This is a genomic window from Marinobacter sp. MMG032 (assembly GCF_040112695.1).
GTDB lineage: Bacteria > Pseudomonadota > Gammaproteobacteria > Pseudomonadales > Oleiphilaceae > Marinobacter > Marinobacter salsuginis.
In genome coordinates, this window is the sequence record NZ_CP157802.1 from 2622419 (window position 1) to 2637602 (window position 15184).

The 15184-nt window shown below is 58.8% G+C and carries 15 protein-coding genes; 10 read left to right on the top strand and 5 right to left on the bottom strand.

What is annotated here, in order from left to right:
• Nucleotides 1-5: 5 nt before the first annotated feature.
• The 7 genes from ABNF92_RS11990 to ABNF92_RS12020 all read left to right on the top strand — a co-directional run bounded on the left by ABNF92_RS11990 (nucleotide 6) and on the right by ABNF92_RS12020 (nucleotide 6626).
• Nucleotides 6-1145, top strand: a complete 1140-nt coding sequence (locus ABNF92_RS11990; RefSeq protein WP_349342258.1) for a response regulator — start codon at nucleotides 6-8, stop codon at nucleotides 1143-1145.
• 40 nt (nucleotides 1146-1185) lie between these two features.
• Entirely contained in the window at nucleotides 1186-1557 is a 372-nt protein-coding gene (locus ABNF92_RS11995; protein WP_349344084.1) for a response regulator, read from the top strand.
• Nucleotides 1558-1648: 91 nt separating this feature from the next.
• Complete coding sequence (locus ABNF92_RS12000) at nucleotides 1649-1969, top strand: DUF2288 domain-containing protein (RefSeq protein ID WP_349342259.1); 321 nt, start codon at nucleotides 1649-1651, stop codon at nucleotides 1967-1969.
• 12 nt (nucleotides 1970-1981) lie between these two features.
• Nucleotides 1982-2350 (top strand): hypothetical protein, encoded by a 369-nt coding sequence (locus ABNF92_RS12005; protein ID WP_349342260.1) that lies wholly within the window; start codon nucleotides 1982-1984, stop codon nucleotides 2348-2350.
• A gap of 28 nt (nucleotides 2351-2378) precedes the next feature.
• Nucleotides 2379-3287 carry a lysine exporter LysO family protein gene (locus ABNF92_RS12010; protein WP_349342261.1) on the top strand — a complete coding sequence of 303 codons (909 nt, stop codon included), beginning with the start codon at nucleotides 2379-2381 and terminating at the stop codon, nucleotides 3285-3287.
• A gap of 103 nt (nucleotides 3288-3390) precedes the next feature.
• Entirely contained in the window at nucleotides 3391-4350 is a 960-nt protein-coding gene (locus ABNF92_RS12015) for an ABC transporter substrate-binding protein (RefSeq protein ID WP_349342262.1), read from the top strand.
• A complete protein-coding gene (locus ABNF92_RS12020; protein ID WP_349342263.1) occupies nucleotides 4347-6626 on the top strand; it encodes a diguanylate cyclase in 2280 nt (759 codons plus the stop codon). The genes ABNF92_RS12015 and ABNF92_RS12020 overlap by 4 nt, the downstream gene beginning before the upstream one ends.
• Here the strand turns inward: ABNF92_RS12020 and ABNF92_RS12025 are convergent.
• The 3 genes from ABNF92_RS12025 to ABNF92_RS12035 all read right to left on the bottom strand — a co-directional run bounded on the left by ABNF92_RS12025 (nucleotide 6596) and on the right by ABNF92_RS12035 (nucleotide 10300).
• Nucleotides 6596-8212, bottom strand: coding sequence for a Na/Pi cotransporter family protein (locus ABNF92_RS12025; protein ID WP_349342264.1), 1617 nt, complete (start codon nucleotides 8210-8212; stop codon nucleotides 6596-6598). The two genes, ABNF92_RS12020 and ABNF92_RS12025, sit on opposite strands and share 31 nt — an antisense overlap.
• A gap of 73 nt (nucleotides 8213-8285) precedes the next feature.
• Nucleotides 8286-9494, bottom strand: a complete 1209-nt coding sequence (locus ABNF92_RS12030) for an HD-GYP domain-containing protein (protein WP_349342265.1) — start codon at nucleotides 9492-9494, stop codon at nucleotides 8286-8288.
• Nucleotides 9491-10300, bottom strand: a complete 810-nt coding sequence (locus tag ABNF92_RS12035) for a TatD family hydrolase (RefSeq protein ID WP_349342266.1) — start codon at nucleotides 10298-10300, stop codon at nucleotides 9491-9493. Before ABNF92_RS12035 ends, ABNF92_RS12030 begins: the two co-directional genes overlap by 4 nt.
• Before the next feature lie 129 nt (nucleotides 10301-10429).
• Between ABNF92_RS12035 and ABNF92_RS12040 the strand changes: the two genes are divergently transcribed.
• On the top strand, nucleotides 10430-11263 hold the full coding sequence (locus tag ABNF92_RS12040; protein WP_349342267.1) for a polyphosphate kinase: 834 nt from the start codon (nucleotides 10430-10432) through the stop codon (nucleotides 11261-11263).
• Between the two features lie 17 nt (nucleotides 11264-11280).
• Complete coding sequence (locus ABNF92_RS12045; protein WP_349342268.1) at nucleotides 11281-12552, top strand: D-amino acid dehydrogenase; 1272 nt, start codon at nucleotides 11281-11283, stop codon at nucleotides 12550-12552.
• Nucleotides 12553-12695: 143 nt separating this feature from the next.
• On the opposite strand, the gene ABNF92_RS12050 is transcribed toward ABNF92_RS12045, so the two are convergent.
• A complete protein-coding gene (locus tag ABNF92_RS12050) occupies nucleotides 12696-13424 on the bottom strand; it encodes a tRNA/rRNA methyltransferase (protein ID WP_349342269.1) in 729 nt (242 codons plus the stop codon).
• Here ABNF92_RS12050 and ABNF92_RS12055 point away from each other — a divergent pair.
• The gene (locus tag ABNF92_RS12055; protein WP_349342270.1) at nucleotides 13423-14697 is read left to right on the top strand and encodes a methyltransferase; all 1275 of its coding nucleotides are present in this window, start codon (nucleotides 13423-13425) and stop codon (nucleotides 14695-14697) included. The genes ABNF92_RS12050 and ABNF92_RS12055 overlap by 2 nt on opposite strands.
• Here the strand turns inward: ABNF92_RS12055 and ABNF92_RS12060 are convergent.
• Nucleotides 14654-15133 (bottom strand): DUF4124 domain-containing protein, encoded by a 480-nt coding sequence (locus ABNF92_RS12060; RefSeq protein WP_349342271.1) that lies wholly within the window; start codon nucleotides 15131-15133, stop codon nucleotides 14654-14656. The two genes, ABNF92_RS12055 and ABNF92_RS12060, sit on opposite strands and share 44 nt — an antisense overlap.
• Nucleotides 15134-15184 lie beyond the last annotated feature (51 nt).

Sequence of the window (15184 nt, forward strand, 5' to 3'; positions counted from 1 at the left end):
CCGAGGTGGATTGTTTGAAAGCACTGATCCTTGAAGACGATGATCTCATCGCCGAGTTGCTGGAGACTGTGGTGGCCGGGCTTTACCCCGGTGTTGCGGTGACCGCGGTGCCAACGCTTACGGAGGCGTCTCAACAAGTAGTCAAAAACCGGTTTGATCTACTCATTGCTGATTGGAACCTACCGGACGGATCAGGCCTGGATCTGGTCAAAAAGGTTCGCAGTTCAAACCGGGATATGCCGGTTGTTATGGTGTCTGGGCGCTCGGACCGCGATTCGGTGCTGCAGGCGGCCCATTACGGTATTGATGGATACATCACCAAACCTTTCGATGTCCAGCTTCTGCATGAGCGTCTCTCCAGGTTGCTGAAGATCGAGTCCCGGGAACCGCCGGCGCTCCCGGAGTTGCTGGAAAGCTCCCTGGAACAGCTGATTCAGCTGCCGTCAGAGATAGATCCCCGGGACATTCTGGAGTTGATCAGTCGACAGGATGAACTCTCACCGGCCCAACTCGCAGAACGCTGGCGAGAGGAAACCAGTCTGACAGCCCGTTTGATGGATGTTGCCAACACCAGTTCGTTCCGGCGTACAGGCAAACCGGTGGAGACCCTCAGAGACGCCATAGCCTCGCTTGGCGTGGCTCTGGCTCTCAATCAGGCCCTGGCTTTGTCTCTGGATGTGTCCAGCAAGCTGCAGCACGAACTGCTCCGGGAGTTGGCGGTAACGCATCATGAGATGGCATTGCTGGTGGCCAGGGAAGCACAACGCCTGGCCATCAGGCTTCAAAAGCCAGCTGTTGTTTTCCAGCAGGCGGGATTGCTCAGTCGGTTAGGTGAACTGGCAGTGCTTAAAGTGCTCAATCAGTTTGTCGCTGTTGGTGGCTCCCTGGGAGAGAACGAGGCAGAGCAGGCCCTGCACCAGTGGTCGCAACGCTATGGCAACCGTCTGAAGGTCCAGTGGCGTTTGCCGCTCGGTCTGCGGGAGTTGATCGGATCTGTCCATTTTATTCCGGGCGATTGCACGCGGGAGGATCGGTTGATCATGCGGGCGGCTGCGATGATCGCTGCTGATGAGCAGGCTACGGGCGAGTGTCAGAAGCTGCTTCGACGTATTGGTCTGGAAACCGAAAACCAGTTACAGGAGTAGCGTATTGGTGGCTGAGCGGGAAGGTTTGCCCCAACGGGTTATGTATGTGGAAGACGACCCGGATATCCGGGCGATCGCTGAAATCGCATTGCAGGATGTGGGTGGGTTTACCGCCCGGCTATGCGAGTCAGGGGCACAGGCGCTGGCTGTGGCCCCGGCCTTTGGCCCGGAGCTGGTGCTGTTGGATGTGATGATGCCCGGTATGGATGGCCCGGAAACCTTGCAAGCGCTTAGGGAACTGCCGGACATGGGGCACGTGCCGGTCATTTTCATGACGGCAAGGCTGCAGCGATCCGAAATTGATGAGTACCGGGCTTTGGGAGCAGTGGGTGTTATTCCAAAACCTTTTGACCCCATGACGCTTGCAGAGCAGATTGCAGAGATTCTGGCCAGGGCTCGAATGGAGCCATAAACTGTTTCTGGCAGACTGCGAACAGATGCGGGCGGGCGCAATTTCCGGTAGTCTGGCCAGCCTGAGCGCTGTTTTGATTGATGAGGTACTCATGTCATCCTCCCAGTCCCGGGACGAACTGAAAAGCAAGCTGAACCTTGAGACTTCCCGTATCCGCTGGCACGAACTGCAGACCTACTTTGCCCGTGGGCAGGTGGTCAGAGTGGCGCCGGAGCTTGATTTGCTCGAAGTGGCCACCGAGTTGGCCGCCGATAACAAACCCCGTTTCGAACAGTGGATGCAGGACGGTCGCGTTGGCGAGGTTGCGCCGGATACCGCGCAAGACTGGTACGACCGCAACGCTGAGCTCTGGGCGGTGGTCATCGCGCCCTGGGTTCTGGTCCAGGACAGGTCTGGTCATGTTCTGCATTGACTCCCTGACGTCATGAAACTTCACTATTTTCACGGTCGCAGTCCGCTTCGGGACCTCGTGATGGTGAAGGAGGGCCAGCGGATTGAGCTGCATATCAAACCTGTCGGCGATGATCGCTGGGGGCTGGTGGCTCTGTCTGGCCCGGATCAGGGGCGACCGGATGGCCAGTTCTGCCGAGGCCCATGGCCCACCCAGACCCGCGCCGAATCCGTCCTCAGGAGTGTGGCAGGCACCATGATGGGAAAGGGCTATGAACCCAAACCTGGTGACTATGTGGTGTGGTCCGTGGCAGCCCAGCGCCTTGCCCGAACCATCGGAATCCCAGAGGATGCCCCAGCTGGCCCCAAAACCGACCCCGACCAGTTCAAGCCCCTGACCTGACTCACTTTTCTGTTTTCTTGAGGACGCCATGCTGACCGGAGCCCTGCTCATTCTTGCTCCCCTGTTCCTGGGCTTTGCCATCGCCCTGGAAAATCGCCGGGCCATGACTGTGATCCATTACACCGTGGAGGGGCTGGTCTACTTCATACTGTTGCTGCTCGGCCTGGGGCTTGGCCAGATGGAGGGGCTGGCGGCGCAACTGGGCGGCATGGCTACCCAGGTAATGGGGCTGGTGTTGGTGCTTTTTGTCGCCAACATGTTCGGGCTATGGCTGTTTCACCGCTGGCAGCCAATGTCGGTTGAGCGGGTTGAGGGCAGTGTCAGCCCGGGTTACCGCAGGCTGTTCCTGGCCGGCCTGAAACCGTTGGTGGCAGTAATTGCCGGTCTCCTGGCCGGATACTACCTCTTGCCGGACATGCCCATGGCAGAAGAGCTGGCGACCTGGGCGCTGATGTTTCTGCTGTTCCTGATCGGTCTGCAGTTGCGCAATGCGGGGTTGTCGTTGCGCAAGCTGCTGATGAACCGTCAGGGCCTGGGCATTGCACTGGCCCTGACGCTCAGCTCTCTGGCTGCCGGAGCGCTTTTGATTCCCTGGCTTGGGCTGCCCTGGCACGATGCCCTGGCGGTCGCCTCCGGGTTTGGCTGGTATTCGCTGTCCGGGATTGTGATCGGCGAGGCCCTGGGGCCTGCGTGGGGCGGGGTTGCCTTCCTCAACGATGTACTCAGGGAGATCGTTGCTCTGGCCATTATTCCCCTGCTCATTGCCAGTCGACCGGCAATGGCTATTGGCTACGGTGGTGCTACCGCCATGGACTTCACCCTGCCGGTTATCCGCAGCAGCGGTGGCCTCCCCTGTGTGCCGGTGGCCATCGCATCCGGTTTTCTGTTGTCTTTCCTGTCACCGGTGTTGATGGGCGTGTTCCTGTCTTTGGGATAAATTGACCCGGTGCAATGCAAGTTGCGGTTTTACGGGTAGTATGTGAAACAGTAAACTACTGTTTATTGACAAATGTTAATGTCTTGACCCGGTCCGGATCCTAATGCAACGCCGTGAATTTCTTGGTTTTTCGATAGCAGCCGGACTGTCCGCGGCGGGATTGCCCGGTTGCAGCGATTCCGGCCCCCTGAGATTCGGCATCCACCCCTGGATCGGCTACGAACCGCTATACCTTGCCAACGATTTCAACTGGTTACCGGCGACCGTTGCGCTTCAGCCGGGTAATTCTGCAACCGACTCCATGGACGGTCTTTTGTCCGGGGCTCTTGATGGCGCGGCTCTCACCCTGGACGAAACCATACGAATCTGGTCCAGAGGTCTGGAGCTGGTTGTGGTAGCCGTGGCTGATGTGTCAGCCGGTGCAGATGTGCTGATGGTCAGCGCTAGCATCGACGAGTTGGCGGCTTTAAAGGGTCGGCGAATTGCGGTAGAGGTCAATGGTGTTTCCGGCATTATGCTGTTGAAGATTCTCGAGGTCGCGGGCCTTGGCCCAAATGATGTCATAAAGGTGGATGTGCCGGTTAGCCAGCATGCGGAAGCCTGGTCCCGGGGGGAAGTGGATGCTTCGGTATGCTACGAGCCGACGGCCTCCGTGATCGAGAGCCTGGGTGGGGTCCGGCTTTTTGACAGCAGTGATATTCCGGAAACCATTTTTGACGTCCTGGTTGTGACCCGCGAGGCCGCGGAGAAACATCGACGCCCCGTTAGTGATCTGGTGGGCGCCCACTTCGCCGGTTTGCAGCACCTGGTCAGAAACCTGCACGATTCGGTTTATCGGGTCGCGGACCGTCAGGGAATAGATCCTGATGAGGTCCGCTCAGCGCTTGCGACAGTCATGCTGCCGGACCTGGCGGCAAACCAGCGGTACCTCACGGCAGCCGGCCCGATCGAAAGCATGGCCGGCTCTCTCTCTCGCCTGATGCTGGCACAGGGAATGATCGATCGGGATCCCGACATCCAGCGTTTATCAGATGCCTCGTTTCTGCCGGCGAGGGTTCCGTGAACGTTCGACGCTTTGCTATCAGTCTGTTCCTGCTGTTTGCCACGGATTTTCTGGCGGCAGCGAAAGCCTATGCTGATGAGGCGTTGACCCTGGGCGTGTTTGCCTACCGACCGGACCAGGTACTTCAGGAGCGTTACCAGCCTCTGGCTGACTATCTGTCGCAGCAAACCGGGATCCAGATAAGGCTGGAGGTGCTCAACCAGGATAATATGAGTAGGGCGATTGCCGCCAACCGGCTGGATTTCTTTCTCACCAACCCCAGCCATTTCCTGTTGATTCGGAGCGAGCGAAGTCTGACCGGTGTGCTGGCTACCCTGGTCAGACGATCCGGCGAATCCTCGACGGCCAGTCTTGGCGGCGTGATTATTACCAGGGCAGGGCGTACCGACATTGAGCATCTTGCCGATCTCCGTGACAAGACGATTGCTTCACCCGGCGTTCATTTCCTCGGTGGCTACCAGACCCAGGTCCTGGAACTCCTGGACGCCGGCATTGATATCCGGCGAGTGAACCTGATTCGCTTTCTGGGCACCCATGACCGGGTTGTTCGCTCGGTACTGGCAGGTGACGCCGATGTGGGTTTCATCCGCACCAGCATTCTGGAACAGCTGGCGCAAACGGACCCTGATCTGTTCTCCAGGGTGAAGGTTCTGAACCGTCAGCGGCTGGCGGGTTTCCCTTACGTTGTTTCAACACGTCTTTACCCGGAATGGCCCCTGGTGGCCTTGCCTCATGTAAACGAGAGGTCTGTGCGAAAGATCGCTTCGGCGCTTTTTGCCATAGAACCGGAAGACGATGTTGCGCTGGCGGCTGGTATTGCCGGCTTTTCGCCTCCCGCCGATTACCAGTCGGTTGAGTACCTGGCGCGCACCCTGCGCGTGCCGCCCTACGATCAGATGCCTCAACTCACCTGGGTTGATGCGTTGCACCAGTATCGGCTCTGGGTTTTTACCATTCTGGTACTGCTAATGCTGCTGGTGGCATCATCGCTCTGGCTGGCAAGGAGCAAGCGGCAACTGGCCGCGGAACAGAGGCGTTTGCGCCAGCTTATTCGGGGTTGGCCACAAGCCGCATTGCTGATTCGCGGTGGACTGTTCAGCGATACCAACCAGGCTTCTGTCGACCTGCTCAGGTATACATCCAGTGAATCGCTGATTGGCAAGGACCTGGCAGTCTTTTCGCCGGAATATCAGCCGGACGGACAGATTTCCCGACAGAAACTGGCAGCTATGCTGGAGCGCGTGTCCGCGGGTCAGGTCGAGCAGTGCGAGTGGGTTTTGAATCGCTCTGACGGTAAGGAAATCTGGGTTGAACTTACCATGGCGCCGGTCCACACCGAGGATGAACCGGAAGCATTGATTCTCTGCTCCCTGTATGACATCACCCGGCGGAAGCGAGCAGAACAGCGTCAGCGCCTGGCGGCGAGTGTATTCGAATATGCCCGCGAGGCCATATTCATTACCGACAATCACGGTGTGGTGATTGATGCCAACGAGGCGTACCTGGCAATTACCGGTCGGCCACGCCATCGGGGCATCGGGCGTCTGCCGCCCTTGCCGGTGGATGAGGGAACCGGCATTTTCGCCAGCGCCCGTGCCCAGGGTTTCTGGTCAGGTGAGTTCACAAGTCGAAGAAACGATGGTGAGCCCGTTGCTTTGGCCGCGACTCTCAGCAGTGTTCGTGGCGACCATGGTGAGGTCTCGCATTTTGTCGGTATTTTCAGTGACATCAGTCGGCTCAAGGAACAGGAACGGAAACTCCGTGTCATGGCTCACTATGATGCCCTGACCGGAATGCCCAACCGGGTACTGTTTGCCGACCGTTTGCAGCAGGCCATGGCCCTGACCCGGAGACAGGGCGGCAAACTGGCGGTGGTTTACATTGATCTGGATGAGTTCAAGCCTGTAAACGATGCCTTCGGTCATGAGGCGGGCGACCAGTTGCTGGTTGAGGTAGCCACCCGTATGCGTTCGGAACTCAGGGAAGAAGACACCCTGGCGCGGCTCGGCGGTGATGAGTTCGCGGCGATTGTCATGAATGTCCAGGATGACGCTTCCCTGGAAAGCCTGTTGGTGCGTCTTCTGGCCCGGGTGGCAGAACCGGTCTGGGTTGCCGATCACAGCGTCGAGGTCTCAGCCAGTATCGGCTATACGCTGTTCCCGCAAACCGGGGATCTGGATGGAGATCAGCTTCTGCGGCAGTCGGATCAGGCCATGTATCAGGCCAAGCATCAGGGTCGTAACCGTTATGTCCGCTTCTCTGCCCCGTCTTCCTGACGGCTGCTGTTGAGCAGTTCCACTCCTGGCTTCCAAGCCAGTGACTTGTTCCACTGGTCACAGAGGCGTCGAACGGAGCTCAGGTCGTCCAGGGCCCGTTCTCCGGCAATGGCAGTGAATTCTCCTTTGACAATCATCGTCAGCATCCTGGGTTTGAGTACGTGGTACGCCTTCTCTAGATCATGGAACGTGTCGGGTTGCGGACTGTCCGCGGCAACCAGCGTTCTCAGCAAGCCAAGATAGTGTTCAAAGTCTTCAGCAAGACAGTCCAGTTGGGACAGCCGACTGGCCTCTTTTAGCTGCAGCAGGGCAGGGGCCAGAACGGTGGCTTCGGTCAGGTAGCGACAGGTCAGAATGGTCCTGCTGAGGACATCAACGGTCGCCAGATGCATCCTCTCCGCCCGCAGCCGGGAAATGTAATCTGAAATGGACTGGTTAAGGCTCAGACAGGCATCGGTTTTCGGGCGGATCTGGGCGGGTTTCAGGTCCTCCCGGTCAAGGCAGACCCGTAGCAGACCTCGGGTCAGCCCAATCAGTCGCTTCATCTCCTGATCAACGGCACCAACCGCGAGTTCAGGGGTTGTAACCAGAGTGTTATCCAGGAAGCGCGGCTCGGCGCTGTCTTCCTCCTTGCTTCGGAAGAGTCTGCCGAGAAATCGGGCAAAGCGGGGTGTCAGCGGTAACATGATGAACGCGCCGAGCACGTTGAACAGTGTATGAAACAGGGCCAGTGAAACGGCTATGTTGGCGTCCATGGAAAGCCAATCCGCCAGTACGGCTACCATCCAGAGCATGACGGGTAGAATGGCAAGCGCAATCAGCCCGGTCGCTGCGTTGAACAGGATGTGTCCCACCGCAAGCCGGCGGGCGTTGGCTGTCGCTTTCAGCGCAGACAGGGCAGCTGTGGACGTTGAGCCGAGATTGGCACCTATCACCGCCGCAGCGGCGTTGTTCAATGGAATCAGGCCGCCCGCAGCAGCAGTGAGAACAATGGCCAGCGCGGCGCTTGAGGACTGGGTAAGTACGGTTGCCAGAAACCCGATAAGGAGGAATGCGGGCAATCCATAGTCGTTGTCCAGCAGAAAGTTGCCGTCGAGTCCGCCGGTCAATGTCTCCAACGACGATTTCAGTATGGATAGTCCGAGGAAGAACAGCGCGAAACCTGCCACCGCCTCACCGAGCGAGCGGGTGCGCGGATTGGAGGCGATCAACTTTAGCCCGACACCGGCGGCAAGAATCGGGAGCGCAACCGCCTCGATGTTGAATCCGAAGCCCACCAGGCTGACAAGCCAGGCGGTCATCGTGGTGCCGATATTGGAGCCAAAGATGACGCCAAGGGATTGGCTGAGGTTGAGCAGGCCGGCGTTCACAAAGCCGATGGTGGCCACGGTTACTGCACCGGAAGACTGTACCAGGCCGGTAATCAGAAAGCCTGCGGCCAGACCCCGTAAGGGAGTTTGGGTCCAGTGACCGAGCATATGGCGCAATTGATGCCCTGCAGCGCTCTTCAGGCCATTGGTCATCATCTCCATGGCCAGCAGGAACAGGGCCAGGCCACCAAGAATCTGGAAAACTGTGGCAGTCATATTGGTTCTTCTGGGTAGAAGCCGGTTTTCTCTGAGCTTAGCAGAGCCCGTGACTGGTGGAGTTGTCGGCTACTCAGGCGAGGAATTTCCGGATATCGATCCTGTAGGTTTCCGGGTCCACGGCACGAAGAATCCGGTCCTGGGTACCCGGTTTCGCAAGATCGATAGTGTCCACCGTGATCGGCATGCGGAATTTGGTGTGGTACATCACGCGCACGGCTGGCAGTCTTTGATCACTCTCATTCGCCTCAACCACCACACCGAGACGGCCACTTTCCAGCAGCACCAGCGAGCCCACCGGATAAAGCCCCAGGCAGCGGATAAACTGTTTGACCAGAACCGGATCCAGATGGCTGCCGCTCCACTCCAGAAGCTTCTTCAGACCCTGTGTTGGCGTCATGCCCTTGTGATAGACCCGATCTGCGGTGATGGCGTCGTAGACATCGCTGATCGCGACCATGCGACCGTACTCCGAGATCTCGTCCCCTTTCAGGCCTTCCGGATAACCGGTACCGTCCAGGCGCTCATGATGCTGTGCTGCCGTGATGACGGTGAGTTCACCAATGCCCTCGGTGGTGGCCAGAATGTCCCGTGAGTGGCGGGCGTGAAGTTTCATTACCTCGAACTCTTCGGGTGTCAGGCGGCCGGGCTTGTGCAGTATTTCGTCAGGAGTGAGGATTTTGCCGAGGTCGTGGAGAAGCGCGCCCACGATGGTCTGGTGCAGCACATCGGACGACAGGCCCCGGAAATTCCCGAAAAGGGACATCAGCACACTCAGGTTGACCGAGTGTTCCAGCAGATAATTGTCCTTTTCCCGGATGCGTCCGAGGCAACTGAGAGCGTTGGCATTCCGGAGCACGGAGTGCTGCAGTTCGTCTGCCAACTCGTGAATGGGCGCAACATCAATCGCTCCGCCCACCTTGGCGTGGTTCATGAAATCGCCCACCAGCCCCTGAGCCTGGTTGTGTATCTGTTGGGCAATGACCATTTCTTCCGCAAGGGGAACATGTGGCCGCAGGCCAGGCGTCAGCTCTCCGGCTCTCTGCAGGGCTGACTCATTGCGGCGATCCACCTCGGCGGCCGTTTCAGAGTCCTGGGTGTCCAGACCCTTCGAAGCATCGATATAGACGAATTCCACGCCCATCCGGCGGATTTTCTCGATGGTTTCCTCTTTTTTGATAACACCGCGCTTGCGCTGGGTGTTGTGGGGAATCCAGTCGTTGTTCAGGTCGGTTATATACATGCCGACCTTGAGTGCCGAGATGGGGACGCGTTTGATCATTCGCCGGGGAAGAACGTCCTCAGGCTGTTCTGATAAGTCTTACCAATAACCTCATCCAGAGGCAGCTCCTTCACCTCAGCAATTTTCTCGGCGACAAAGGGCAGGTAAAACGGTGCGTTTTCCTTCCCGCGATAGGGGACCGGGGTGAGGAAGGGTGAATCGGTTTCCAGCAGGATCTGGTCGATCGGTGCCATGCGTACGATGTCCCGCACGTTCTCGGCCTTGTTGAACGTGGTGATGCCGTTGAAGCCCAGGCACCAGCCCTGATCCAGGGCATACCGCGCAAGCCCGGGGCCGGACGTGAAGCTATGGATGACACCGCGGCGCTTCAGGGTGGCCTCAAACTCGCCAAGAATCTCGATGGTATCGTCGTCTGCTTCCCGGCTGTGAATAACGACAGGCCGGTCCGTGTCACAGGCAATCTGCAACTGACGCCGGAACACCTCGCGCTGTACGTCCCGATCGGCGTTGTCGTAGAAGTAGTCCAGCCCAATCTCGCCCACGGCAACGATCTTTTCGTCCCGGGCATGGGTGCGGATTTCCGCTTCCACGTCGTCGGAATAACTTTCGGCATCGTGCGGGTGGATTCCCTGGGTACCGTAAACCCAGGGTGCCACCTGGCTGAGTTCGCGTACCCTTGCAAGGTTGTCCGGGGACACCGCAATGGTGATCACCTTCTCGATATTGACCCCCTGTGCCTGTTCCAGTGTTTCCTCAAGCGGGCGGTCCTTGAGGTAATCCAGGTGACAGTGGGTCTCGATGATCGGGTGATCGAATACGGGAATCTCGCGACGTTTCTTACTCATTGCCGGGTACTACACTCCATCGCAACCTGCGTCCAGGCTGCTATTCTGTGAATTCAGTCTCACAAGTTTACCAGCTTGTTCGATTGTTGACCTGTATTACATCCATAGGGAGTTGCACGGAGCACTTTGATGAAGCTGTCGGCGTTTGCCAGCTCTTTTCTTTTCGACCCCGGAAAACCCAGATTCCGGGACTACCCGACCTTACTGGAGAGCGATGAAACGGAGCTGCCCGGCCTTGAGGCCAGCCTGGAACAGATTGGTGAATACCAGCGTCGACTCTGGGCAAATCAGGCCAGGGCAGTGCTGCTGGTCACACACGGACCGGATACCAGCGGTAAGGACAGCCTGATCCGCACACTGGCCACCTTTGCAGACCCCGCGGGCTTTCACGCCTGGTCATTCAGCCGGCCCAAGGGTGCCGAAACCCGCCATGACTTTCTATGGCGGGTCACGCCCTTCTTGCCCGGCTTTGGCGAGATGGTGGCCTTCAATCGCAGCCATCACGAAGCTGTGATCGCCGAGCGGGTATGGCCGGTCCATGAGCCCGACAGCTACAACTGGCAGAACCGTTACTGCTCCATCCGGAACTTCGAGACCCACCTGGTGGAAGAGGGCACCACAATCATCAAGATCTGGCTCAACCTGTCTGAAGACGAGCATCGACAGCGCCTTCTGAAGCGCCTGGACAAACCGCGTAAGCGCTGGAAATTCGACAAGTCGGATATCGACGGCTGGGAGAAACGTCGACAGTACGAAGCCTTCGCCGAGGAGGCCCTGGCCGCAACCCATACGGAGCAGGCGCCCTGGTTCATTGTGCCGGGTGACCGGAAACCCCAGGCCCGTGCCATTGTCGCGGCGATACTGGCAGAGCAGCTAAAGCGGTTGGCGCCGGATTATCCGAAAGAAGATGAGAATGTCCTGAAAGAATACCGACGCCTGTTGGCAAAAAACGGCGTGAAATAAACAAAGCGGAGGAACGCATGCACATTGTTGTAGTCGGTGGCGGCGTGGTGGGAATGACCACGGCCTACGAACTGAATCGCCGGGGCCACCAGGTGACTGTGCTGGAGCGCCACGCAATCGCCGGGAACGAAACCAGCAAGGCCAACGCGGCCCAGCGCTCCTATGGCGTGGTCTACCCCTGGGCCGATCCCTCAATTGTGTTCAAGGCCATCCCGTGGATTCTCAAGCAGGATGGTCCTTTGAAACTGCGGTTTCCGCCGTCTGTGGAAACACTGAAGTTCATGTTCGCTACCCTGCGTTACGCCTGGTCGCCGGGCCTGTTCGGCTTGAATCGCCGCGCCATGTTGCGCCTCGGCATCCACAGCCGGGAACGGTTTCTCGCGCTGGAAAAGGAGTTGGATCTTGCCTTCGATGGCGACCACCAGGGCCTGCTGCACCTGGCCAGCACCCCGGAGGCCCTCGAGGGCTACCGGGTTACTCATGACCTGCTGACCGAACTTGGCATTCCGTCCCGTCTGCTCACCCCTGATCAGGTACGCGAGGCCGAACCCGGTATGGTCGGCAACGGCCCGCTTTATGGTGCCCTGAGCTACGACACCGATGGCACGGGCGATTGTCATCAGTTCTCCCGGGAACTGGCGAAAGCCTGCGAGGAAAAGGGTGTTGTCGTTCGTTACAACGTGGAAGCGGAAAAGCTGATTGCAGATGACGACAGGGTTAGCGCCGTTTCAATCAGAAACAGCGATGGAGTGATGGAAACCCAGGAAGCCGATGCCGTGGTGATCAGCGCCGGCTGCTGGTCCAACCATCTGGTTCAGCCCCTGGGCCTAGAGCTGCCCATCTATCCGGTAAAAGGTTACAGCCTCACTGTGCCGATGAAAGATTCAGAGCGAGGCCCGACTTCCACCATTCACGACGACAACTACAAAGTCGTTTCCACCCGTCTGGGAAATCGTTTACGGGCCACCGGGTTCGTCGAGCTGGCGGATTTCAACCGGGATATTCCCGAAGTCCGACTGGCAACTATCAAGAAATCGGTCGAATCCCGGTTCCCCGGCTGCGCCGATCTCGATGCCGCTGAAACCTGGACCGGCTTTCGCCCCATGACCCCGGACGGCCCGGCGATTATCGGCCGTGGCCCCCGAGATAACCTCTACCTCAACACCGGCCACGGCACCTTCGGCTGGACCCTGTCCGCAGGTAGTGCCGACGTTATCGCCCAGGTAATCGAAGGCGAGCAACCCGCCATCTGTCTGGATGCCTTCAGGCCTGGGAGGTTTTCGGAGTAAAACTTCTGGTTCGGTGCATGAGCCGGTCTGGTGGCCCTTTCCGGGATACGCTGTAAATACGTCCCTGTACGCTTGACGAAAACCATCCCTGGTTTTCGACAATCCCGGAAAGGGCCACCAGACCGACTCCCGAGCTTTGGAGGTTATTCTTGCGTATCCCGGGGGGACTTATCCGTCCGGCTCTTACTCGTCAACAAAATGCGCTCAATGTTCGAGCAGAGCGTATGAGCAAACCCGATATCCCGATCAGACAGTAGTGGCAGTCGCTCGAAAACCCACTGGGACAGTTTTCCCGCGGGTGGTGTGTCCAGTTCCGGTAGCAAGGCTTCTAGTCGCCCACGAAGCGCACCAAGACGATGTTCACCTGCGGGCTCAATCTGGCTCTCCGTAGCTACCGAGAGCCCGGACATTTCCCAGGCATAGAGCATCACCGACTGGGCCAAGTTCAGGGAGGGGTAGGCGACCTTCATGGGAATGCCGGTCAGCAGATCGCAGAGCGCAAGCTCCTCGTTGGACAGCCCTCGGTCTTCACGGCCAAAGACCAGTCCTGCAGTTGCCACGGAAGCACCCTTCGTGGCCAGAGCCTTTCGCAATTCTGAAGGGCTATGCCAATCCTGGCGCTGATGCCGGGTCTTGGCGGAGGTTCCCATTAGCAGGTCTACGGAGTTTCTTACCGCCGCCAGATCAGGGAAAATGCGCGCATTGTCCAGGATGTGGTCGCTGCCGTGGGCCAGCCAGTGGGCCTCCGGGCGGGTGTGCAGGTCGGAATTCACCAGCCAGAGCTCGCCGAAGCCCATGGTGCACAGGGCACGGGCGGCCGCGCCGACATTTTCCGGAACCTTGGGTTCAACGAGTACAAAGGCCAGTTGCATGACGTTACCTCCGGCGGCGAGTTTACACCACGGCGCGGAATCTTTTTACCAGCGGTGGCAGCGGTTGAACGACTGGCTGGTGCAGCACCAGACGTTCTGGCAGCCGGCGCCGTTCATGACACCGCAGCCGGCCTGGACAAAAGCCTATCCGGAACTGGCCGCCATGCTGGCGGAACTCACCGATGCCGAATGCCAGTATTTGGATGACAGGCCCGTTGAATTGGCGGCTCGGGCAGCCCGGTGGCTGCCGTCCCTGGAAGCCTATGCCGACATCGTGCAACTGCCGGCCTTTTTGCCTTCGGACGCTGACGCATCAAAGGCGACCCTGCCGGAAATCCGGGCCACGGATATGCCGGGCCGGAAGCGGCTGCAGTCGGGTGCCTTTGCTGCCGCACTGGCGCCACTGGAATACCCCGCCCTGGACTGGTGTTGCGGCAAGGGCCATCTGTCGCGGACGCTGGCACCGTTGTGCCCCGGCGATATACAGGGTTTCGAGTGGAATCCGGAGCTGGTCCGGGACGGCAACCGACTGGCTCAACAGTTCGGAGATCCCGTTTCGATCCGCTGCCAGGATGTCATGGCAGTGGATCTGTCGCTCCCAGAGCGTCGCCACGGGGTAGCCCTCCATGCCTGCGGTGACTTGCATCGGCAACTACTGACGCTGGGCAGCGAGGCCGGGTTGCCGAGGCTGAGCATCTCACCTTGCTGCTACCATCTGACCGACCAGAGCGTTTACCAACCCCTGTCAGAGCGAGCGTCGGGCTATCAGAAAACACTGAAACCAGGCCGAAACGACTTGCGGCTGGCGGTTCAGGAAACGGTAACAGCCCCTGCCCGAGTGCGGGAACAGACTCGTTTGATCAGCCAGTGGCGTCTAGGGTTCGATGGCCTGCAACGGTTCCTGCGAGGGCGTGATGAATACCTTCCTGTACCCTCTCATCCGGCGCGACTGCTGAGCGAGGGCTTTCCGGCTTTTTGTCGCTGGGCAGCGGCGAAAAAGCACCTGGAGTTACCCGCCAGGGTCGATTTTGATTTTTGGTTGGCGTTTGGCGAGCGTCGGCTGGCAGAGGTCCGCCGCCATGAGCTGGTCCGGCACCTGTTTCGGCGCCCACTGGAACTCTGGATGGTGCTTGATTATGCGCTCTTCCTGGAAGAGCAGGGCTACCAGGTGCGTCTCGGTAAATTCTGCGACCGGGCGCTGACGCCCCGAAACCTGCTGATCGATGCGGTCAGGGTTCCCGGTACTCCACCCGCTCAACACAGCCATCCCTGAAATACACATAGGTCAGCTCATAAAGCGCCCCGTAATAACGGGTCTGGTAGATCCAGACTTCCTGGGGGCTGGTGTAGGTTTCCGGTGGGTTGCCGAAAGCCCGGCGAACATGCTCCCGGGTCATGCCCTTTACCACCTGTTCCCGAACCAGATAACGACGCAGATCGGTGGAGTTGATAAACCGGCAGGTGCCAGCCTCTTCCTCTGGTTCCGACTTTTCTTCCTGTTCTTCGGTGTCAGGGGGTTCCTGCACCGGGAGGTTCTGATTGAAACTGCCGCCAATGCGGTTATCCCGCAGCTCAACCGATTCAGCATCCTCGCCGCAGGGCTGGTCGGAGAACACCGTATTGCCGTCTTTTTCACAGCGAAAAACCTGAGCCTGCGCTGGCAGGGCCAGAACAGAGAGGGTAATCATCAGGGCTATGCCTCTGAGCATAGGTTCCTCGCGCATGTTCAGATACGAAAAAGGCGCCCGAAGGCGCCTTGC

Coding starts and splice junctions, on each gene's coding strand:
- ABNF92_RS11995 (WP_349344084.1), top strand. CDS start 1,186: ATGTATGTGGAAGACGACCCGGATATCCGGGCGATCGCTGAAATCGCA.
- ABNF92_RS12000 (WP_349342259.1), top strand. CDS start 1,649: ATGTCATCCTCCCAGTCCCGGGACGAACTGAAAAGCAAGCTGAACCTT.
- ABNF92_RS12005 (WP_349342260.1), top strand. CDS start 1,982: ATGAAACTTCACTATTTTCACGGTCGCAGTCCGCTTCGGGACCTCGTG.
- ABNF92_RS12010 (WP_349342261.1), top strand. CDS start 2,379: ATGCTGACCGGAGCCCTGCTCATTCTTGCTCCCCTGTTCCTGGGCTTT.
- ABNF92_RS12015 (WP_349342262.1), top strand. CDS start 3,391: ATGCAACGCCGTGAATTTCTTGGTTTTTCGATAGCAGCCGGACTGTCC.
- ABNF92_RS12025 (WP_349342264.1), bottom strand. CDS start 8,212: ATGACTGCCACAGTTTTCCAGATTCTTGGTGGCCTGGCCCTGTTCCTG.
- ABNF92_RS12030 (WP_349342265.1), bottom strand. CDS start 9,494: ATGATCAAACGCGTCCCCATCTCGGCACTCAAGGTCGGCATGTATATA.
- ABNF92_RS12035 (WP_349342266.1), bottom strand. CDS start 10,300: ATGAGTAAGAAACGTCGCGAGATTCCCGTATTCGATCACCCGATCATC.
- ABNF92_RS12040 (WP_349342267.1), top strand. CDS start 10,430: ATGAAGCTGTCGGCGTTTGCCAGCTCTTTTCTTTTCGACCCCGGAAAA.
- ABNF92_RS12045 (WP_349342268.1), top strand. CDS start 11,281: ATGCACATTGTTGTAGTCGGTGGCGGCGTGGTGGGAATGACCACGGCC.
- ABNF92_RS12055 (WP_349342270.1), top strand. CDS start 13,423: ATGACGTTACCTCCGGCGGCGAGTTTACACCACGGCGCGGAATCTTTT.
- ABNF92_RS12050 (WP_349342269.1), bottom strand. CDS start 13,424: ATGCAACTGGCCTTTGTACTCGTTGAACCCAAGGTTCCGGAAAATGTC.
- ABNF92_RS12060 (WP_349342271.1), bottom strand. CDS start 15,133: ATGCTCAGAGGCATAGCCCTGATGATTACCCTCTCTGTTCTGGCCCTG.